The sequence below is a fragment of the Chelatococcus caeni genome (genome assembly GCF_014196925.1).
Taxonomy (GTDB): domain Bacteria; phylum Pseudomonadota; class Alphaproteobacteria; order Rhizobiales; family Beijerinckiaceae; genus Chelatococcus_A; species Chelatococcus_A caeni.
Window position 1 is genome coordinate 15,158 of record NZ_JACIEN010000013.1, and the last position, 20,533, is coordinate 35,690.

Sequence of the window (20,533 nt, forward strand, 5' to 3'; positions counted from 1 at the left end):
CCCACATGAACATCCAGACCAAGATCCGCGGCATCGTGCGCGGCGGCCAGACCCTCAAGCAACATCGCGACGAGGTGCTGGCGAAGACCAAGTCCACCGGACATTACGCAGGCCTCAAGGAAAGAGCGCTGCAGAAGTCCAACCCGATCCTCTATAACAAGCTGTTCTCACGACTTCGCGCCGGCGTCGTCGATGCCCGCGAGACGGCCAAGAAGATCGCGGCGAGTCCGATCGTGGAGCAGGAGGGCGAGCTGTGCTTCACCCTCTACAACGCGGCGGGCGATGCAATCCTCACCTCCACCGGCATCATCATCCATGTCGGCACCATGGGCGCGGCGATCAAATACATGATCGAGAACGGCTGGGAGGAGAATCCAGGCATCAAGGACCGGGACATCTTCTGCAACAACGACTCGCTCATCGGTAATGTGCACCCCTGCGACATTCATACCATCGTGCCGATCTTCCACGAGGGCGAGCTGATCGGCTGGGTCGGCGGCGTCACCCACGTCATCGACACCGGCGCGGTCGGTCCCGGCTCCATGTGCACAGGCCAGGTGCAGCGCTTCGGCGACGGCTATTCTGTGACCTGCCGCAAGATCGGCGAAAACGACACGCTGTTCCGCGACTGGTTGCACGAATCGCAGCGCATGGTGCGCACCACGCGCTACTGGATGCTGGATGAACGTACCCGTGTCGCGGGCTGTCACATGATCCGCAAGCTGGTCGAGGAGGTGGTTGCCGACGAGGGCATCGAAGCCTTCTGGAAGTTTGCCTACGAGGCGGTGGAGCATGGCCGTGTCGGCCTGCAGAACCGCATCAAGGCGATGACCATCCCCGGCAAGTACCGTCAGGTGGGCTTCGTCGACGTGCCCTACGCGCATGAGGACGTGCGCGTGCCGTCCGACTTCGCCAAGGTCGACACGATCATGCACACGCCCTCCGAGATGACCATCCGTCCGGACGGCACATGGCGTCTCGACTTCGAGGGATCGAGCCGGTGGGGCTGGCACACCTATAACGCCCATGCCGTCTCCTTCACCTCGGGGATCTGGGTAATGATGACCCAGACACTGATCCCGACCGAGATGATCAATGACGGCGCGGCCTACGGCACCGAGTTCCGGCTGCCCAAAGGCACCTGGATGAACCCGGACGACCGGCGCGTGGCCTTCGCCTATAGCTGGCACTTCCTCGTTTCGTCGTGGACCTCGCTGTGGCGGGGCCTGAGCCGTGCCTATTTCGGGCGCGGCTATCTGGAAGAGGTCAATGCCGGCAACGCCAACACCTCGAACTGGCTGCAGGGTGGCGGCTTCAACCAGTATGACGAGATCCATGCCGTCAACTCGTTCGAATGCGCGGCCAATGGCGTTGGCGCCTCTGCCATCGGCGACGGCATCAGCCACGCCGCCGCGATCTGGAACCCGGAAGGCGACATGGGCGACATGGAGATTTGGGAACTGGCCGAGCCACTCATCTATCTCGGCCGCGAGATCAAGGCGTCGTCAGGCGGTGCCGGCAAGTATCGCGGCGGCTGCGGCTTCCAGTCTCTGCGCATGGTTTGGAACGCCAAGGACTGGACCATGTTCTTCATGGGCAATGGCCACATCAGCTCCGACTGGGGCCTGATGGGCGGTTATCCTGCTGCCTCCGGCTACCGCTTCGCCGCGCATGATACTGGCCTGAAGAAGATCATCGAGGAGGGTGGAGCCATCCCGCATGGTGGCGATGCCGATCCGGAGAACCCGGTCTGGGATGCACTGCTGCCGGAAGCGAAGATCAAACGCGACAAGCAGGCCATTACCACCGAGGAGATGTTCAAGGACTACGACCTCTACCTCAACTACATGCGTGGCGGCCCCGGCTTCGGCGACCCGCTCGACCGCGAGCCGCAGAAGGTGGCCGATGACGTCAACGGCGGCTATCTGCTCGAACGCTTCGCCGACAGCGTCTACGGCGTGGTGCTGGTGAAGTCGGCCGACGGGCTGCTGGGTATGGACGAGGCCCGTACCGAGGCGAGACGCGCCGAAATCCGCAAGGAGCGTCTGGCCAAAGCCGTGCCCACCAAGGCGTGGATGGCGAAAGAGCGCGAGCGCATCCTGGCCAAGGACGCGGGCGTGCATGTCCAGCAGATGTATGCCGCCTCTTTCAAGCTGGGGCCGCGCTGGGAGGAAGGATTCCGCGAGTTCTGGGATCTGCCGGTCGACTGGCAGCTTCTGGAGGCCGACCTGCCGATCCCGTCTTACGGCCGGGAATACTCCATGGACCTGTCCGAACTGCCGGACGTCAAGACTGTCCAGTTCGTCGAGGAATGATGCGCTGCTGGCGCTCCGCAAGGGGCGCCCAGCACCCACCTGGAGCGCCGTGCGTCCGGCCGGACGCACCAAGGACGCTCTGAGATTTTGATCGAGCATCGAAGCAATCCCAAAACCGCACGCACTTTTCGGTTCGATGCTCCCAGGGAGGAACGGAAATGGCTTACACAAAAGCGAAGATCAAGGACCTCGTCCACGGCAAGATCGACCGCGACACGCTGCACACCATGCTCTCCACCCCAAAGGATCGGGAGCGCTTCCAGATGTATCTGGAGATCCTGCAGGAGCAGGTGCCGTGGGACGACAGGATCGTCCTGCCACTCGGCCCCAAGCTCTACATCGTGCAGCGCCCGAGCGACAAACGCTGGGTCGTCAAGAGCCATGCGGGGCATGAGTTCTGTGACTGGCGTGAGAACTGGAAGCTGCACGCGGTGATGCGGGTGCGCGAGACACCGGAAGAGATGGAGGAACTCTATCCGAAGCTGATGGCCCCCACCAGCACCTGGCAGGTCATCCGCGAATATTACTGCCCGAAATCGGGCGACTTGCTCGACGTCGAGGCGCCGACGCCCTGGTATCCAGTGATCCACGATTTCGAGCCGGACATCGACACTTTCTACCAGGAATGGCTCGGGCTGGCACTCCCTGAGCGAGTAGAGGCCGTATAGCAGCCGCCTCATCCACTACAGCGGGCACGGCTTTCACGTGCCGTGCCCGCTGCAACAAATCTGGCGCGATCATGCCCTCCGGCTGGAGCCATGCCTGCCTTTGCGGGTGCGGTTCTCACAACGGCGCAGCGGGGCGTCCTGAAGGTGGCAATCACGCCGTAACTGGCAGCATACCTTCCGAACAATTCTATGTGGCGGCTCTTCAAGGGTCCCCTCCCGGTCAAGTTTCGATTGGAACGCTCGATGAGAAAGGTCTTTCAAAACGCGGTCGAAGCACTCGCGGACATCCTGACCGACGGCATGACGATCATGTCTGGCGGCTTCGGCCTTTGCGGCATTCCCATGACTCTCATCGAGGCGATCCGCGCTTCCGGCGTGCGCGACCTCACCGTCGTTTCCAACAATGCCGGCGTCGACGGCTACGGCCTCGGCATCCTGCTGGAGACGCGTCAGATCAGGAAGATGATCTCCTCTTATGTCGGCGAGAACAAGCTGTTCGCCGAGCAGTATCTTGCAGGCGATCTTGAGCTTGAATTCAATCCGCAAGGCACGCTTGCCGAGCGCATTCGCGCCGGCGGGGCGGGCATTCCCGCCTTCTTCACCCGCACCGGCGTTGGCACGCTCGTGGCTGAAGGCAAGGAGGTACGCGCCTTCGGCGGGATCGACCATGTGATGGAGACCGGCCTGTTCGCGGACCTCGCCATCGTCCATGCGTACAAGGCCGACACCGAAGGCAATCTGGTGTTCCGCAAGACGGCCCGTAACTTCAATCCGGTGATGGCGACGGCCGCCCGCGTCACCGTGGCGGAGGTCGAGCATCTGGTTGAAGCGGGTGAGATCGATCCCGACCATGTCCATACGCCCGGCATTTATGTGCAGCGCATCGTGCAAGTGCCGAACCCTGAAAAGCGCATCGAGCAGCGCACGGTGCGCCCGGTACGCCAGACGGAAGACGCCTGACATGGCCTGGACGCGAGAGCAGATGGCGGCCCGCGCAGCACGCGAAATCCGCGACGGCTTCTACGTCAATCTGGGCATAGGCATTCCGACGCTGGTGGCCAACTATATTCCCAATGGGGTCGACGTCACCCTGCAGAGCGAGAACGGCATGCTCGGCATGGGGCCGTTCCCGTATGAGGGCGAGGAGGACTCCGACCTTATCAACGCCGGCAAGCAGACCATCACCGAGCTGCCGAAGACCAGCTATTTCTCGTCCGCTGACAGCTTTGCCATGATCCGCGGCGGCCATATCGACCTGTCGATCCTCGGCGCGATGCAGGTGTCAGAATGCGGCGACATCGCCAACTGGATGATTCCCGGCAAGATGGTGAAAGGCATGGGCGGGGCCATGGACCTCGTGGCCGGGGTGAAACGTGTCGTGGTGGTGATGGAGCACGCGGCGCGAGGTGAGCCGAAACTCCTGAAATCCTGTACCCTGCCGCTAACCGGACAGCGCGTCGTCGATCTCGTCATTACCGATCTTGGCGTGTTTCGTCTGGCGCGCGAAGGGGCGCAGCCCATGACGTTGATTGAGCTTGCCGACGGCGTTGCGCTGGACGAGATCAGGGCCAAAACACGGGCGTCGTTCGACTTGCAGATCGGCTGACCAGGCTGTTTGGGGAGCGAGCAACGATGCTCGCGGCGCTCGGCTTAGTCGTTACGCCGCCGCGCCAAACGATACGTACCTCGGCCCGGTCGCGGGCGCTGCGGTGCCCGGTCGCGAGGTTGTATTGGCCCGCTTGCTGGAGGTTTTGCTGATCGAGGCCTTGCGATCAACCACGGGACCGGCTTCGGTACCTGGCCTGCTGCGCGGACTTTGCGACGATCGGCTTGCCGTCGCGCCGCGGGAGATGCACGAACGCCCGGGCAAGAGTTGGTCAGTCATGAATCTCGCGAAGGCGGCCGCGCTTTCACGCTCGACATTTTTCGACCGGTTCCGGCGCGAAGTCGGCGTTGCGCCGATGGAATACCTCCTGGGCTGGCGCATGGCCCTGGCGAAGGACCTGCTGAGGCGGGAAAGACTCAGCGTAACCCAAGTGGCCGAACGCGTGGGTTATAGCTCGGCAAGCACGTTCAGCGTCGCGTTCTCGCGACACGCTGGAACGCCGCCAGCGTACTACGCGATGGTGTTCCACCGCGTGGTGTAGCTGGCGGCATTGGTGGCCGCGCTTTCCGGCTTGGCCGGGTTGATCAGCGCGCCACGGCTGGCAGGCTGATGAGGGGATCATCGCTCAACTGGCCGACGCTTTCCAGTGTCATGTAGCGGGCGCGCTGGACGGCCCACTCGTCGTTCTGTTCGAGCATGATGGCGCCGACGAGGCGAACGATGGCGTCGTCGTTGGGGAAGATGCCGACCACGTCGGTGCGCCGCTTGATCTCGCCGTTGAGACGCTCGATGGGGTTCGTCGAATGCAGCTTCGCCCGGTGCTCCTTCGGGAAGGTCATGTAGGCGAGCACGTCGGGCTCGGCGTCATCAAGGATGGCAGCGAGCTTTGGCACCTTCGGCCGGATCTGGTCGGCGACGGCCCGCCACTGGGCGCTGGCGGCCTCCGGTGTCTCCTGCGCGAAGGCGGTGGCGATGAAGGCGGAGACGACGCGACGACCGCTCTTGCCGGCATGGGCCAGCACGTTCCTCATGAAGTGGACGCGGCAGCGCTGCCAGGTCGCCGAGAGAACCTTGGTGACGGCGGCCTTGAGGCCTTCATGGGCGTCGGACACGACCAGCTTCACGCCGCGCAGGCCGCGGCGGGTGAGCTTGCGCAGGAACTCGGTCCAGATCGGCTCGGCCTCTGACGTGCCGACCTCCATGCCCAGCACCTCGCGCCGGCCGTCGCTGTTGACGCCGACCGCGATGATCACCGCGACCGAGACGATGCGGCCGCCACGGCGCACCTTGAGGTAGGTCGCGTCGATCCACAGATACGGCCAGTCGCCTTCGATCGGCCGTTCGAGGAAGGCCTTCACCTTGCCGTCGATCTCCTCGCACAGCCGGCTGACCTGGCTCTTCGAGATGCCGCTCATGCCCATGGCCTTGACCAGGTCGTCGACCGAGCGCGTCGAGATGCCCTGGACATAGGCTTCCTGGATCACCGCCGTCAGCGCCTTCTCGGCCATGCGGCGCGGCTCCAGGAAGCCTGGGAAGTAGGATCCCTTCCTCAGCTTCGGGATGCGCAGCTCGACGGTGCCGGCCCGCGTCTCCCAGTCCCGGTCGCGATAGCCGTTGCGCTGGGCGGTTCGCAGTGGCGACTTCTCGCCCCAGGCGGCACCGGTTGCGGCGCCCACCTCCATCTCCATCAGCTTCTCGGCGGCAAAGCCGATCATCTCGCGCAGCAGATCGGCATCCGCGCTCTTCTCCACGAGCGCACGCAGGTTCATCATGTCGTCGGTCATCGGTGTTCCTTCCAGTGAGGACTTGGCTTCGACAACCAGACCCTACCGGAAAGCGCCGATGACCACCGTGCTACTCAGCTACACCACGTCTAGGGACGTCACCTACTACGCGCGCGCAACCTCGTAGTTTTGCGGATCTTCCGTCAATGGAAAGACGGGCCTTCAACATATGATCAGCGATTCTACGGTACGGCGATTCCACGTGGTAGGACACGCGAGAGCCTGTCCCCTCGCTCAACCGCCTAGAACCCAGATATCTAAGGAGATTCTTTGTCAACTTGTGCGGTAATCGGCGGCCAAGCGGAGGCCATGAACATAGGAACTGATCACTACAACGGTGTGCCTTGGCATCGATAGGATCAGTCGTAGAAGAACCGCAGGCTGCATGCCTCATCGCACTTCCAGTCCGTGGAGTCCGGCTGTAATCTTGTTACCGTCGCGCAATGCCGGCAGCCAACGGTACGGTCGGGCATTCACGATGGGATAGCTCTCCCGGGCAAAGCCGGTCGTGTACTTCACCGCGCATGCCGATTTTCCTGTTGACCGATACCTTCAAATTATCGTAGGTTCGCAGCAATGAAAATCGATCTCGAATCCATGCAGACCGCCGCTGACGATGCCAGCGAATTGCTGAAGGCGCTCGCTAACCGGCACCGCCTCCTGATCCTGTGCCAACTCATCGAGAGCGAAAAATCAGTCGGGCAACTCGCGGAGTTCCTCGGCATTCGTGACTCGACCGTGTCTCAGCACCTGGCTTTGCTCCGCCGTGATCGACTGATTGCAGGCCGACGGGACGGCCAGACCATCTGGTATCGGATCGAGAGCGAGCCGGCCCGCAGCGTCCTGAGTGTGCTCTACAAGTCCTTTTGCGAGCCGCGGGCAGCAAAGGGAACGGCCACGCTCGCCGACGGCCCTTCTGCGGGAAATCGCGCTTCCGGGCGCAGGAAAGTCACGCAGGACTGATCGGGAATGGAGGCCGAGCCGTTGTTGAACTTCTGCACGCTAATAGTTGCAGTTTTTTGCAATCGTTGTTGCGCAACAATCGGTGCGCGACCTTCAAACGAGAGGAATGAACCATGACCAAAAATGTCGGAGGCATCGATCGCATCCTCAGGATCATCGTCGGTCTGGCGCTGCTGTCGCTCATCTTTCTGCTTGACGGCAACGCACGCTGGTGGGGGCTGATCGGGCTCGTTCCGCTGCTGACGGGCCTGTTCTCGACTTGCCCGCTCTATCCGCTCTTCGGCTTCAACACGTGCCCTCTCAAAGGGGGGCGGCAATGAAGCCTGTCCGCATCAACGACCGGCTGTCGATCTGCGAACAGCTCAGCACCAGCGATGTCAGCGCAGCTGCCGGGTCGGGCTTTCGGGCCCTGATCAACAATCGGCCGGATGGCGAGGATTTCGGCCAGCCGCGTGCCAGCGAAATTGCCGAGGCCGCCGCGCAGGCCGGACTCTCCAGTACGCATATTCCCGTGCGCGCCGCCGAGATCAGCGAAGATGCCGTGCGGGCGTTTCAGCGTGCGCTCGCCGATAGCGGCGGCCAAGTTCTCGCCTTCTGCCGGTCCGGCACCCGTTCCTTGACACTCTGGTCCATCGGCGAGGTTCTCGACGGCCGCATGGCGAAAGACGACGTCATCCCCTTCGGGCGGGAACGCGGCTTCGATCTGTCAGGAGCCGTTGCCTGGCTGGGAGCCCATGGCCACTAGCACCGCAAATCCATTTTCAGCAGACGAACCTTCAGAAAGGTAGCTCTTTATGGCCCAGAAACCGGAAGTGACCGGCTTTTTCGACCGTCGCACGTGGTCGATCCAATATGTCGTCGCCGATCCCGAGACGAAGAAATGCGCGATCGTCGATACCGTCTATGACTTCGACGAGAAGTCAGGCCAGACGGCCTCGACGAATGCCGACCGCATCCTCGAATTCGTGCGGGACAACGGTTACGAGGTTGAGTGGATCCTCGACACCCATCCGCATGCCGATCATTTCTCGGCTGCCGCCTACCTGAAACAGAAGACAGGCGCACAGACCGCCATCGGCGAGAAGGTCATCGAGGTCCAGAAGCTGTGGAAGGACTTCTACAACTGGCCGGATTTCCCGGCCGACGGCTCCCAGTGGGACCGGCTCTTTGCCGACGGAGACACCTTCCGGGTCGGCAATATCGATGCCAAGGTGATGTTCTCGCCCGGCCATACGCTCGCCTCGATCACCTATGTCATCGGCGATGCCGCCTTCGTCCATGACACGTTGTTCATGCCCGACAGCGGAACGGCGCGCGCCGACTTTCCCGGCGGCAGCGCCAAGGTGCTGTGGAAGTCGATCCAGGACATTCTGGCGCTTCCCGACGAGACCCGCATCTTCACCGGTCATGACTATCAGCCCGGCGGCCGGGAACCGCTGTGGGAGTCGACGGTCGCCGAGCAGAAGGCGAAGAACATCCACATGGCCAAGTACAAGACGGAAGAGGAGTTCGTCGCCGCGCGCGAGGCCCGCGACAGAACTCTGCCCATGCCGAAGCTGATCCTGCATTCGCTGCAGATCAACACCAGGGGTGGCCGTCTGCCCGAACCGGAAGCGAACGGCCGGCGCTATCTCAAGATCCCGCTCGATCTGTTGACAGGCGCATCCTGGGACTGAACCGGTGATCGAAAAGCTCTCCTGCGAAGCCGCCGATCTGAAGGCCAATGTCGATGAGGCATCGGCCTTCCTGAAGAAGCTGTCCAATCCGGACCGCCTGCTGGTCTGTTGCGCTCTCGTGGAGGGCGAGCGCTCCGTGCGCGAGCTCGAGGATCTGCTTGGCATCCGCCAGCCGGGCCTCTCGCAGCAGCTCGCCGGTCTTCGCGAGGCAGGACTGATCGCCGGCCGCAAGGAGGGCAAGCATGTCTTCTATCGGCTCGCCGACGCCCGCGTCGCGGCCTTCATCCACACCATGCATCGGTTGTTCTGCCAAACCGGCACGACCAACCCACAACCACGAGACTGATCGATGACCGAGTTCACACCACTCGCCTCCCTTCTCGGGGGCGCTATGATCGGCCTTGCCGCCATCCTCCTTATGGCCTTTCACGGCCGCATCGCCGGCATGACCGGCATTCTCTCCGGGCTCCTTCCGCCCTTGTCGAACGACTGGGCATGGCGCGCTGCTTTCATCGCAGGGGCGATCGTGGCTCCCGCCTTGATCATCATCGTAGCCGGGGCTTCGGCCGTGCCGTTCGAAAGCCCGGTTCCTACGCCCTGGCTCATCATCGGCGGTCTCATCGTCGGCATCGGCGTCCATTTTGCCGGAGGCTGCACGTCGGGCCATGGCGTCTGCGGGCTTGCACGCCTCTCGCCGCGCTCGATCGCCGCCACCCTGATCTTCATGGCTTCGACGGCGCTCACCGTCTTCGTTGTCCGTCACCTTCTCGGAGGCTTCTGATGGCCCGAATCCTTTCCGCCCTGATTGCCGGGCTCATTCTCGGCGCCGGCATCGCCATTTCCGGCATGATCAATCCCGCCAAGGTGCTCAACTTCTTCGACTTCGCCGGAACCTGGGACCCGTCGCTGGCCTTCGTGATGGGCGGCGCGCTCGTGGTCACCGCCATGGGCTACAGTTTCATCCTCAAGCGCCCGGCGCCGCTCTTCGACAAGACGTTCCATCTGCCGACGGCACGCAAGCTCGATCTTCCGCTTGTTGCCGGCTCGGCCGTGTTCGGCATCGGCTGGGGCATCACCGGCTTCTGTCCGGGCGGTGCCGTTCCGGCTCTCGGTCTTGGAGAGATGAGCGCCGTGATTTTCGTCGGCTCGATGCTCGCGGGCATCGTGCTGGCACGCTTCATCCGTCGTTCGGTTACCACGCGGATGCAATCGCGCATCGCCTGAGCAGGGGAAAGCAACAGGAACAATGCGTCTTCCAGCCATCAGGCTCCAGCGCTACCTCCCGATCCTCGACTGGGCACGGGCCTACGACCGCGCGACACTCACCAGTGATGTTGTTGCCGCGATCATCGTGACGATCATGTTGATCCCGCAGTCGTTGGCTTATGCAATGCTCGCCGGCCTGCCGCCCGAAGTCGGCCTCTATGCCTCGATCCTGCCGCTCGTGGCCTATGCGCTGTTCGGCACCAGCCGCACGCTCGCAGTCGGCCCGGTAGCAGTCGTTTCCCTGATGACGGCCTCTGCCGTTGGCCAGATCGCCGTACAGGGGACGGCCGACTACCTTACGGCGGCGATCGTGCTGGCGCTGTTGTCGGGCGTCATGCTCGTGCTGATGGGGCTGTTGCGGCTCGGCTTCCTCGCCAACTTCCTCAGCCATCCGGTGATTTCCGGCTTCATCACCGCCTCCGGCATCCTGATCGCTGCCAGTCAGCTGAAACACATCCTTGGTGTTGCGGCCGGCGGCGACACGCTCCTCGAGATGATCATCGCGCTTGCCGGGCTGGCCGCTGAGATCAATCCCTACACCGTCGCCGTCGGCGTCGGCGCACTGGCCTTTCTCTACTTCGCGCGCACCCGCCTCAAACCTCTGCTGATCGGCATCGGCGTCGCGAAGCGCGCAGCCGACCTTGCGACCAAGACGGCGCCGATCCTTGCCGTAGCCGTCACCATCCTTCTCGCCGTCGCCCTCGACCTCGCCGCGAAGGGCGTGCCGCTTGTCGGTTCGATCCCGCAGGGCCTGCCGGCACTCGGCTTCCCCCAGGTTTCTTTCGAGCTGATCATGACGCTTGCCGCGCCGGCCTTTCTGATCAGCATCATCGGCTTCGTCGAATCCGTCTCCGTTGCCCAGACGCTCGCCTCGAAGCGCCGGCAGAGGATCGTCCCGGACCAGGAACTGATCGGGCTCGGCGCGGCCAACATCGCCGCCGGCCTCTCATCCGGCTATCCGGTGACCGGCGGCTTCGCCCGCTCCGTCGTCAATTTCGATGCCGGCGCCGAGACCCCTGCGGCCGGCGTCTTCACGGCTGTCGGCATCGCCTTCGCCACACTCTTCCTCACCCCGCTGCTCACCAGCCTGCCGCAGGCGACGCTGGCCGCAACCATCATCGTCGCGGTGCTGTCGCTCGTCGACTTCAAGGCGATCCGCCATGTCTTCCACTATTCGAAGGCCGACTTCTCCGCCATGGCCGCGACGATCATCGTCACGCTGCTCTGGGGGGTGGAGCCGGGTGTCGTCGCCGGCGTGGCACTCTCGCTGTTTCTCCACCTCTACCGCACCAGCAAACCGCATATGGCGATCATCGGCCAGGTGCCGGGCACCGAGCACTTTCGCAACGTCGAGCGACACCAGGTTCTGACCGATCCGCAGATACTGTCGATCCGCGTCGACGAAAGCCTTTATTTCGCCAACAGCCGCTATCTCGAGGATCGTATTGCCGAACTCGTTGCGCAAAGGCCGGACGTCCGCCACGTCGTGCTGATGTGTTCCGCCGTCAACGCCATCGACGCCAGCGCGCTGGAAAGCCTGGAGGAGATCAACCACCGACTCAGGGACGCCGATGTCACCTTCCATCTGACCGAAGTGAAAGGCCCGGTAATGGACCGGCTGAAGCGGGCCGACTTCCTTGACCACCTGACCGGCAGGGTCTTCCTCAGCCAGTTCGAGGCCATAAGTGCGATCCGTAGCGCAAATCCGTGACCCTCACTCGCTCCGCGGCTTTATCCCGAACCCGGCCGCGCGCTGCGACGGCGATGCATTCGACGGACATGCCCAGCGCAGTCACGTGCCGGTGCTGGTTGACGTTATAGCACCCTGGCGCGGCCCGTGCCGCGTGATGGTCTGCGCACGGAACCGAGATTGCCCGCCTCTCAGGCGGGATGGCAGCCGCATGGCGCGTCGCCAGTGCGCCGCCGACCCATAGCGGCCAATAGACCACTTATCCAACGGGGGAGGACTACGACAATGAAAAGACGAGATTTCCTTTTGGCCGGCGGGGCATTTGCTCTTGTCGGTCTTCCAGCACAACGGGCATCCGCCGCACGCCGATGGCGAGCGTGATCGTGATGACGGCGGGCAACCCCTCCGGCACCACGCCGACGGCGAGGGCGACGACCGCAATCAGCGCCTCTTGCCAGACGAAGCCGCGCACCTCGACCGCGAACCGGAACAAAAGCAGCGCCGCCGCGATGGCGATGAAGGTGAAGCGGCGGCCGAAACGGTTGATCTGCCGCAGCAGCGGCGTGGCCAGCTCCTCGACGCTGCCGACCAGGGTGCTGATCTTGCCGATCTGTGTGGCGGCGCCGGTGGCGATCACCACCCCGGTGCCCTGTCCGGCCGCCACCATCGCTCCGAATAAGCCATGGAGGTGCGGTCGCCCAGCTCCGCGTCGGCCGGCGCGGGCCCTTCGGCCTTGGCGCTGGCGACGGATTCGCCGGTCAGGGCCGCCTCTTCAAGGAGCAGACCCCGTGCGCGCAGAAGCCGCAGGTCCGCCGGCACGCGGTCGCCGGCCTCCAGCAGCACGACGTCGCCCGGCACGAGCTCGGCGGCGGGCACACTCTGGCGCCGCCCGGCCCGCAGGACATGCGCCCGCGGCGAGATCATCTTGCGGATCGCGGCAAGCGCGTCCTCGGCCTTGCCCTCCTGAACGAAGCCCACGATGGCGTTGATCAGCACCACGGCGACGATGACGCCGGCATCGACGAAGTGTCCGAGGGCCCAGGCCGCGCCCGCGCCCGCGAGCAAGAAATAGATCAGCGCGCTGTTGAACTGGGCCAGGAAACGAAAGACGGGATGGCGCCCGGTCGGCGGCGGGAGGGCATTCGGCCCATGCTTCCGAAGGCGCTGCGCAGCCTCCTGCGCCGACAGGCCGGAAGGGTACGAGCCGAGCGCGGAGACCACCTCCTCCGCCGGCAGGGCATGCGATCGCTGCGCCATATCCATCGAAATGCAGTTTCTCCTTCGCGTGTTCGGCGGCAAGCGCGCGCAGCCTGCCCCTCGTCAGACGCGATCTGCGGCCCGCAACCTTCGAACTCACCCTGGCACGCAGGCGGCGGTCTCGATATCCGACGATCGCCAGAGCCACGCCGGCCGATGATCCGGTCCGTTCACCCGGCCAGGCTTTGCGCGCTGACGGAGGCCGGTTCGGATTGCATGCTGCCGCACTCGCGCAGTTTCGCGTGCCAGGAGAGCGCTTCCTCGATGACATGCGGAGTGTGGCCGCCGCGGGCAAGCGCGCGTCGATAATAGTCGGAGAGTGCGTCGCGATAGGCCGGATGTGCGCAGTTCGCAATGATCAAACGGGCGCGTTCGCGTGGCGCCAGCCCCCGCAGATCTGCAAGACCGATCTCGGTTACCACCAGGTCGACATCATGTTCGGTGTGATCGACATGACTCACCATCGGCACCACGCTCGACACGAAACCATCCTTGGCCGTCGACTTGGTGACGAACACCGACAGGTAGGCGTTGCGCGCGAAATCGCCGGAGCCGCCAATGCCGTTCATCATATGCGTGCCGCCGACATGGGTCGAATTGATGTTGCCGTAGATGTCGAACTCCAGCGCGGTGTTGATGCCGATAATGCCGAGCCGGCGCACGACTTCCGGATGATTGCTGATTTCCTGCGGCCGCAGGATCAGCCGCTGCTTGTACCGGGGCAATTCCGGCAGCACGACCTGGTATTTCGCCGCCGAGAGCGTGATGGACGAGCCGGAGGCGAAATCGAGCTTGCCGGCATCGAACAGATCGAAGGTCGAATCCTGCAGCACCTCGGAATACATGGTGAGATTGTGGAAGGGCGTGTCGATCAGCCCGTGCAGCACCGCATTCGCAATGGTGCCGATGCCGGCCTGCAACGGTTGCAGGCGCTCTGTGAGCCGGCCCTTCTTCACCTCGTGCAGGAAGAACTCCGTCAGGTGCCCGGCGATCGCGCGCGTCTCAGCGTCGGGCGGCAGCACGCTCGAGGAACTGTCGAGCTTCGTCGTGATGACGATGGCCGCGATCTTTCCCGGGTCGACGGGAATGAAGGGCAGTCCGATCCGGCTTTGCGGCGCGACGATCGGAATCGGCTCGCGGGCAGGCCTGTGCGTGGGGATGTAGATGTCGTGGAGACCTTCGAGCGCGGCGGGCTGGGAGAGGTTGATCTCGACGATGACCTTCTCGGCGAGAATGGCGAAGCTCGCCGAGTTGCCGACCGACGTCGTCGGCACGATGCCGCCCTCTTCGGTAATGGCCACAGCTTCGATCACCGCGATGTCGACCGGGCCCATCTGGCGGCTGCGCAGCAGCTCGACGGTCTCCGACAGGTGCTGGTCGATAAACATCACCTCGCCGTTGTTGATCGCCTTGCGCAATGCAGGGTCCGACTGGAACGGCAGGCGGCGGGCGAGAACATGAGCCTCCGCCAGCGTCTTGTCGAGGTCGTTGCCGAGTGACGCACCGGTGATCAGGGTGATCTTCAGCGGCTCGGTTCGCGCGCGCTCGGCGAGCGCCATCGGCACCGCCTTGGCCTCGCCGGCGCGGGTGAAGCCGCTCATGCCGACCGTCATGCCGTCCTTGATCAGGCGCGCGGCTTCCTCCGCGCTGACCACCAGATCCCGAAGGTCGGAACGGCGTACCCGATCCTGATGCATGCGTGTTTCCCCCGCTTGTCGCCGTCGGTCCTGGCCGCCCCAGGCAACAGCTGCTTGTCGTTCTCGCGGGCCAGCCGCACTGGCTGACCCGCTTCGCGCTACCGGCAATGCTTCGATTGCCTGGCGTCATCATTCCTGCGCGTATCCTCCATCCCAGTGGCAGCGCGCATCCGGGCCTGTCTTTCTCACTGGGCCGTATAGCCGCCGTCAATCACAAGTTCCGAGCCCGTCACGAACTTCGACTCGTCGGATGCGAGGTAGAGGATTCCATAGGCGATGTCGTTCGGCTCGCCTACGTGGCCGATCGGGTGCAGCGCGTCGAGCGCCTTGCGTCCCTCGTCCGCCTCCCCATCCTCACTTACCAAAGTGTCCACCAGCGGCGTCCAAATGTAGCCCGGGTGGACCGAGTTCACGCGGATATTGAGCTTCTCCTTGGCGCAGTAGAGAGCCACAGACTTGGTGTAGAGCCGGACACCGCCCTTCGAGGCATTATAGACGCCGAGCAGCGGATCGCCGACGAGCCCGAGGATCGAGGAGAGATTGATGATCGAGCCGCCTGGGCGGGGATCATTCCGCTTCATCGCGAGTATCGCGTGCTTCGTCCCCAGATAGACACCGTCGAGGTTGATGCTCATCAGCTTGCGCCAGTCTTCATAGGTCTGCTCGTCGGGCGGGCAGGATTTGGCGATGCCGGCATTGTTGACGACGATGTCGACGCGACCAAAGCGATTGATCGTCGCCTCCACCGCCGCTTCCCACGCGCTTTCATCCGTCACGTCATGGTGAACAAACAAGGCGTCGCCGCCGGCATCGCGGATGCCCTTGGCCACCTGCTCTCCTTCCGCATCCTTGATGTCGGTGATCGACACCTTCGCCCCCTCGCGCGCCAGCAACTCGACCGTCGCCCTGCCGATACCCTGAGCCGCACCCGTGACGATGGCGACCTTTCCTTCAACACGTCCCATGACAATTTCCTTTCCACGATGCCTTTTGAATATTCGCTGTTGCTTGGCAAACCACTTTGATCCCGGTCAATCGCTATCGTACGGGCTCCAGCATGATCTTCTTCAGAATCCTGCGCACGAGCGGCGCGACCACCAGCACGCTCGGGAAGGCGATCACCCAGGACGAGAAATAGGCCCGCACCCAGAAGGAGACGAGCTCGGCCGACCAGCCGACCGCGAGCGCCGTGGATATCCCCGAGATGATGAAGGTCTGTATCCCGGAGAGCAGCAGCGCGAAGGCCAGATTTTCGTATTTCCTCGGCAGGAACGCCATTCCAACAACCATGATGCAGACGGACTTTGCCTCAAAATATACGATACTGCGCAAATGCGTAGAAACGAATAATTCGCATCACCGTCATTGAGGGCGTCGATCAGGCGCACTGTCCGCGGTTCACGACGAACAAGTGTATCTTCGCACTTGCGTAGGTACGTCATCGCGCGTATAGGAGTTTCAGAAATTTTTGAAACTTCAGGATACGCGAGTATGAACCTTCCGCCACTCGTCCAGGCCTTCGTGCTGCATTTCGGCGAAATGGGCAGCCGCTGGGGCATCAACCGCACCGTCGGCCAGATCTATGCGCTTCTCTATGTCTCGCCCGAACCGCTCTGTGCCGACCAGATCGTCGAGGCGCTCGGCATTTCGCGCTCCAACGTGTCGATGAGCCTGCGCGAGTTGCAGGGGTGGGACCTCGTCGTGCTCAAGCACCTGCCCGACGATCGACGCGACTTCTTCACCACGCCGGACGACGTCTGGCAGATTCTTCGCACCCTCGCCGAGGAGCGGAAAAAGCGCGAGATCGACCCGACGCTCTCGGTCCTGCGCGAAATCCTCATGCAGCAGCCGGGCAACGAGAATGAGCGCTTCGCGCAGCAGCGCATGGCCGAGATGCACGGCCTGATCGAGCGTCTGACCAATTGGTACGACGATGTCAAGCGGCTAGAAACCGACCGCCTCGCAACGCTTCTGAGCCTCGGTTCCAAAGTGACGAAGCTTCTGGAGACCAAGGACAAGATCGTCTCCATCGGCCGCAAGAAGCCGCGCTCCGGGGAGACGTGATCGTGATCGGGGCGGGCACCATCAACATGCGATCGGGTTCGGGAACGCCGCCGGCGGCGTCCTGCCCCTCCGCCAGTGCCCGCACCGGATCGACGTCTCTTGCTGATGAGGGTCTCTCGGACGACAGACCGAAACGGTCTGCGCGGACGCTTTTGGGACCGGCGCTTCAGGTCGCCGCCTCGCTGCTCTGGATACCGCAGGCCGCGCTCATCAGCCTGTCGGTCGGCGACATTGCCGCCGGTGGCGACATCGACGCCGTGCTCATCAATGCGGGAGGCGTTCTGGCGCTCGGCATCGTCAGGGCCGTGGTCGACGCGCTCGGCGGCCGGGTCGCCTATCGCCAGGCGCGGGCGCTCCTGTCCCATCATCGTCGCGACGCGCTCGCGACGCTGGCCGCGCGCTCGCCGCTCGATGCCGGGCGCCCGGGATCCGGGCTGGCCGCAAGCACGCTCGGCGAGCAGGCCGAGGCGATCGTTCCCTATCTTGCGCGTTTCCAGCCGGCGCGCCTGCGGGCGAGCATCGTTCCCCTTGCGATCCTTGGCTGCGTCTTCGTCTGGTCATGGGTGGCCGCTCTCGTCCTCCTCATCGCCGCGCCGCTGATCCCGATCTTCATGGCGCTCATCGGATGGCGCGCCAAAGCAGCCTCCGAGGCGCAGCTTGTCGAATTGGGCGGCATGAATGCCTTTCTGCTCGACAGGCTGCGCGGCCTGGCGACGATCCGTTCGCTCGATGCCGTCGATCTGACGGCCAATCGGCTGAGAACCGACGCCGAGAGCCTGCGCACCCGCACCATGGCGGTGCTGCGCATCGCCTTTCTGTCTTCGGCCGTGCTCGAGCTCTTCGCCGCGCTCGGCGTCGCCATGGTCGCCGTCTATGTCGGTTTCCATCTTCTCGGCCAGCTTCCCTTCGGCGCATGGGGCAGCAAGCTTTCGCTGAGCGAAGGCCTGTTCATCCTGCTGCTGGCGCCCGCCTTCTTCGAGCCCTTGCGCGACCTCTCCGCCGTCTGGCATGACCGCGCTGCCGGCGAGGCCGCGCTCGAAGCCCTGCAGCGCCTCGCCCAGAAAGGCGAACGGCTTCCCGGCGCCGCTGACGGGGCGTCGGCGGACAAGCCATCCTCGCTGGCGCCGCTTTCGGTGCGCGTCGAGAACCTCCGTTTCCGTCATGCCGGACAGCGCGCGCCGGTCTTCGATGGTTTCGGGCTCACGGTCGCGGCGGGAGAACATGTCGCACTGCTCGGGCCCAGCGGAACGGGAAAATCGACACTGCTTGCGCTGCTTGCCGGTCTCTCCCTTCCCGAAAGCGGGCGCATCGTCATCGCTGGAGAGACGCTGACGGACCGCAATGCCTCGCTATTGCGCCGCCGCATTGCCTGGATCGGCCAGACACCGCATGTCTTCGCCGGCACGCTCGCCGGCAATGTCTCCCTCGGTCGGTCCGACGTCGGCAGGGCAGCCATCCAGAGCGCGCTGCAAAGCGTCGGTCTCGAAGAGGTTGCGGCCAGGAGAGGGGCCGTTCCGGTCGGCGAGAACGGGGTCGGGCTTTCGGGCGGCGAGGCTTCCCGCCTGGCGCTCGCGCGCGTGGCCGTGGCCCCGCAGACTGGGCTGGTCCTCGTCGACGAGCCCACCGCCCATCTCGACACCAGGACCGCAGCGGCGATCGCCGATGCGTTGATTGCGCTTGCCCGTGGCCGCACGCTGATCGTGGCCACCCATGATCCGGTGCTCGCGGCGCGCATGGACCGGATCGTGCGCCTGGCGCCTTCGCCGCTGGAGGACGCCGCATGATCGCTCGTGCACGCCAGTTACTTCCGGTCGCGCGGCTGTTCCTCACCGGCAACCGCCCCATGCTGCTCTCCGGACTGTTGCTTTCGGCGGCGACGGCGCTTTCCGGCGTGGCGCTCCTCGGCCTTTCCGGCTGGTTCATCACCGCGACAGCCATCGCGGGTCTGTCCGTTGCGACCGCGCTCGCCTTCGACGTGTTTGCGCCGTCCGCGGGCATCCGCTTCCTGGCGCTGGCGCGCACGGCCGCCCGCTACGGCGAGCGGTTGACCACGCATGACGCCACGCTCGGCGTTCTCGCCGAACTGCGCGAGCGCCTGTTCCGGGGATGGGCAAGAGCAGGGGTGGCGGGCGAACTCGCCAAGCGTCCCGCCCGTCTTCTCTTCCGCCTCACGCTCGACATCGACTCGCTCGACTCGCTCTATCTGCGGGTCGCCGTCCCGATCGCCGCCGCGCTCGCCGTGGCGCTGACGAGTGGTGTCGCCCTGGCGCTGGTGCATCCCGTGCTCGGCGCGGTGACCGCCATCTTTCTGGTTGTCGTCGGGACGGGCATCCCGATCGCAGCGGCGGTGGCTGCGAGGCGGCCGGCCCGGCGCAGGGCCTATGCCCTGGAGATCCTGCGCTCGCGGGTCATCGACCTCATCGCCGGCCAGACCGAATGGATCATGGCCGGGCAGCTCGCCGATCGCCAAGGCGAGCTCGGCGCCGTAGACCGCTACCTGTCGGACAGTGACGACGCACTGAACCGCATCGAAACGATGACCAGCATCGCCTTCGGCGCTGCCGGCGCGCTTCTCCTGTCGGCCGTCCTCGTGGCCATGGGGCTTCTGGCCGGACAAGGCATGTTCGCCGCGCCGGTCGCCGCCCTCGCTCTCCTCATAGCCCTGGCCGCGCTCGATCCCTTTGCGGCGCTGCGGCGCGGATCCGTCGAACTCGGCCGCACGCTGCTTGCGGTACGGCGGATCGCACCGCGTCTGGAGGCGGCGGCGCCGGCACCCGGTATCGCACCGCCGCCACCGGGTATCGCCGCGTGCCTTGCCGATGTCACCGTCAGGCATTCCGGCGCGAGAGCCCCGATCCTCCATGCGATCTCGCTTTCAATACGGGCTGGCGAGCGTGTCGCCGTGATCGGCCCGAGCGGAGCCGGCAAGTCGACGCTGCTTGCCCTCATCGCGGGCGAGATCGGCGCCGAGACGGGGCAGGTCGCATGCCGCTCCGCCACGCTCTTCACCCAGCGGACCGAACTGTTCCAGGATTGCCTACGCGACAATCTGCGCCTTGCCGACCCACAAGCCGACGACCGCCGTCTTTGGGAGGCGCTGGACGCCGCCGGGCTGCGCCGCGATGTCGACGCCATGGCGCACGGTCTGGACACGCGCCTCGGGGAAGGAGGGTACGGCCTTTCCGGAGGACAGGCGCGCCGGCTCGCACTCGCCCGTCTCCTCCTTCGTGACACGCCGCTCTGGCTGCTCGACGAGCCGACGGAAGGTCTCGATGGGGCGACGGCGCGCGACGTGCTGGCGCGCATCATGGCGCGCGCCGCAGGCCGCACGATCGTCGTGGCGACGCATATCCGGCGCGAGGCCGAAAACGCCGACCGACTGGTCATCCTGAACAAGGGAACCATCACCGCCGTCATCGGGCGTGGCGAGCCCGGCTTCGTGGCCGCACTCGCCGCGCTGCGACCCGACTGACGGCGCTCAACCGCAATCAGGCGCTACCTCTGGCGTGACGCCGTAATGACAAGGAGGCCGGACGAAGCCGGACCA

The 20,533-nt window shown here is 64.5% G+C and carries 21 protein-coding genes and 1 pseudogene; 16 read left to right on the top strand and 6 right to left on the bottom strand.

Annotated features, from left to right (window positions below; all coding sequences use genetic code 11):
• The first annotated feature begins 5 nt into the window (after positions 1-5).
• The 5 genes and pseudogenes from GGR16_RS25700 to GGR16_RS25720 form a co-directional block, all read left to right on the top strand.
• Complete coding sequence (locus GGR16_RS25700; RefSeq protein ID WP_183319039.1) at positions 6-2,315, top strand: hydantoinase B/oxoprolinase family protein; 2,310 nt, start codon at positions 6-8, stop codon at positions 2,313-2,315.
• 158 nt (positions 2,316-2,473) lie between these two features.
• Positions 2,474-2,983 (top strand): acetone carboxylase subunit gamma, encoded by a 510-nt coding sequence (locus GGR16_RS25705; RefSeq protein WP_183319041.1) that lies wholly within the window; start codon positions 2,474-2,476, stop codon positions 2,981-2,983.
• A 243-nt stretch (positions 2,984-3,226) separates the two neighbouring features.
• On the top strand, positions 3,227-3,943 hold the full coding sequence (locus GGR16_RS25710) for a CoA transferase subunit A (protein WP_183319043.1): 717 nt from the start codon (positions 3,227-3,229) through the stop codon (positions 3,941-3,943).
• Position 3,944: 1 nt separating this feature from the next.
• A complete protein-coding gene (locus tag GGR16_RS25715; protein ID WP_183319045.1) occupies positions 3,945-4,589 on the top strand; it encodes a 3-oxoacid CoA-transferase subunit B in 645 nt (214 codons plus the stop codon).
• A gap of 94 nt (positions 4,590-4,683) precedes the next feature.
• Positions 4,684-5,130, top strand: a pseudogene (locus GGR16_RS25720) (helix-turn-helix transcriptional regulator); the annotation flags it as partial.
• Positions 5,131-5,173: 43 nt separating this feature from the next.
• Here GGR16_RS25720 and GGR16_RS25725 read toward each other — a convergent pair.
• Positions 5,174-6,373 (bottom strand): IS256 family transposase, encoded by a 1,200-nt coding sequence (locus GGR16_RS25725; protein ID WP_183319049.1) that lies wholly within the window; start codon positions 6,371-6,373, stop codon positions 5,174-5,176.
• 576 nt (positions 6,374-6,949) lie between these two features.
• On the opposite strand from GGR16_RS25725, the gene GGR16_RS25730 reads away from it, so the two are divergent.
• From GGR16_RS25730 to GGR16_RS25765, 8 genes are all read left to right on the top strand, one after another.
• Positions 6,950-7,336, top strand: a complete 387-nt coding sequence (locus tag GGR16_RS25730) for an ArsR/SmtB family transcription factor (protein WP_183319051.1) — start codon at positions 6,950-6,952, stop codon at positions 7,334-7,336.
• Between the two features lie 113 nt (positions 7,337-7,449).
• Entirely contained in the window at positions 7,450-7,656 is a 207-nt protein-coding gene (locus GGR16_RS25735) for a YgaP family membrane protein (RefSeq protein ID WP_183319053.1), read from the top strand.
• Complete coding sequence (locus tag GGR16_RS25740; protein ID WP_183319055.1) at positions 7,653-8,081, top strand: protein tyrosine phosphatase family protein; 429 nt, start codon at positions 7,653-7,655, stop codon at positions 8,079-8,081. Before GGR16_RS25735 ends, GGR16_RS25740 begins: the two co-directional genes overlap by 4 nt.
• A gap of 49 nt (positions 8,082-8,130) precedes the next feature.
• On the top strand, positions 8,131-9,012 hold the full coding sequence (locus GGR16_RS25745; RefSeq protein ID WP_183319057.1) for an MBL fold metallo-hydrolase: 882 nt from the start codon (positions 8,131-8,133) through the stop codon (positions 9,010-9,012).
• Positions 9,013-9,016: 4 nt separating this feature from the next.
• Positions 9,017-9,358, top strand: a complete 342-nt coding sequence (locus GGR16_RS25750) for an ArsR/SmtB family transcription factor (RefSeq protein WP_122003499.1) — start codon at positions 9,017-9,019, stop codon at positions 9,356-9,358.
• Between the two features lie 3 nt (positions 9,359-9,361).
• Positions 9,362-9,793 (top strand): YeeE/YedE family protein, encoded by a 432-nt coding sequence (locus GGR16_RS25755; RefSeq protein WP_183319059.1) that lies wholly within the window; start codon positions 9,362-9,364, stop codon positions 9,791-9,793.
• Positions 9,793-10,236 carry a DUF6691 family protein gene (locus GGR16_RS25760; protein ID WP_183319061.1) on the top strand — a complete coding sequence of 148 codons (444 nt, stop codon included), beginning with the start codon at positions 9,793-9,795 and terminating at the stop codon, positions 10,234-10,236. The genes GGR16_RS25755 and GGR16_RS25760 overlap by 1 nt, the downstream gene beginning before the upstream one ends.
• Before the next feature lie 22 nt (positions 10,237-10,258).
• On the top strand, positions 10,259-11,989 hold the full coding sequence (locus tag GGR16_RS25765) for a SulP family inorganic anion transporter (protein WP_183319063.1): 1,731 nt from the start codon (positions 10,259-10,261) through the stop codon (positions 11,987-11,989).
• A gap of 256 nt (positions 11,990-12,245) precedes the next feature.
• On the opposite strand, the gene GGR16_RS26475 is transcribed toward GGR16_RS25765, so the two are convergent.
• The 5 genes from GGR16_RS26475 to GGR16_RS25785 form a co-directional block, all read right to left on the bottom strand.
• Complete coding sequence (locus GGR16_RS26475) at positions 12,246-12,608, bottom strand: P-type ATPase actuator domain-containing protein (protein WP_342640503.1); 363 nt, start codon at positions 12,606-12,608, stop codon at positions 12,246-12,248.
• Positions 12,602-13,225, bottom strand: a complete 624-nt coding sequence (locus GGR16_RS26480; RefSeq protein ID WP_281380678.1) for an HAD-IC family P-type ATPase — start codon at positions 13,223-13,225, stop codon at positions 12,602-12,604. The genes GGR16_RS26475 and GGR16_RS26480 overlap by 7 nt, the downstream gene beginning before the upstream one ends.
• 170 nt (positions 13,226-13,395) lie before the next feature.
• On the bottom strand, positions 13,396-14,922 hold the full coding sequence (gene scpC, locus GGR16_RS25775; protein WP_183319065.1) for a succinyl-CoA:acetate CoA-transferase ScpC: 1,527 nt from the start codon (positions 14,920-14,922) through the stop codon (positions 13,396-13,398).
• A gap of 185 nt (positions 14,923-15,107) precedes the next feature.
• Positions 15,108-15,887: a glucose 1-dehydrogenase gene (locus tag GGR16_RS25780; RefSeq protein ID WP_183319068.1), complete on the bottom strand. Its 780-nt coding sequence runs from the start codon at positions 15,885-15,887 to the stop codon at positions 15,108-15,110.
• A gap of 73 nt (positions 15,888-15,960) precedes the next feature.
• A complete protein-coding gene (locus GGR16_RS25785; protein ID WP_183319069.1) occupies positions 15,961-16,200 on the bottom strand; it encodes a DUF2798 domain-containing protein in 240 nt (79 codons plus the stop codon).
• A 213-nt stretch (positions 16,201-16,413) separates the two neighbouring features.
• Between GGR16_RS25785 and GGR16_RS25790 the strand changes: the two genes are divergently transcribed.
• The 3 genes from GGR16_RS25790 to cydC are packed head-to-tail and all read left to right on the top strand — an operon-like array spanning position 16,414 to position 20,458.
• A complete protein-coding gene (locus GGR16_RS25790; protein ID WP_183319071.1) occupies positions 16,414-16,986 on the top strand; it encodes a GbsR/MarR family transcriptional regulator in 573 nt (190 codons plus the stop codon).
• 26 nt (positions 16,987-17,012) lie between these two features.
• Positions 17,013-18,770, top strand: a complete 1,758-nt coding sequence (gene cydD, locus GGR16_RS25795) for a thiol reductant ABC exporter subunit CydD (protein WP_183319087.1) — start codon at positions 17,013-17,015, stop codon at positions 18,768-18,770.
• Positions 18,767-20,458, top strand: coding sequence for a thiol reductant ABC exporter subunit CydC (gene cydC, locus GGR16_RS25800; RefSeq protein WP_183319073.1), 1,692 nt, complete (start codon positions 18,767-18,769; stop codon positions 20,456-20,458). Before cydD ends, cydC begins: the two co-directional genes overlap by 4 nt.
• Positions 20,459-20,533: the final 75 nt, after the last annotated feature.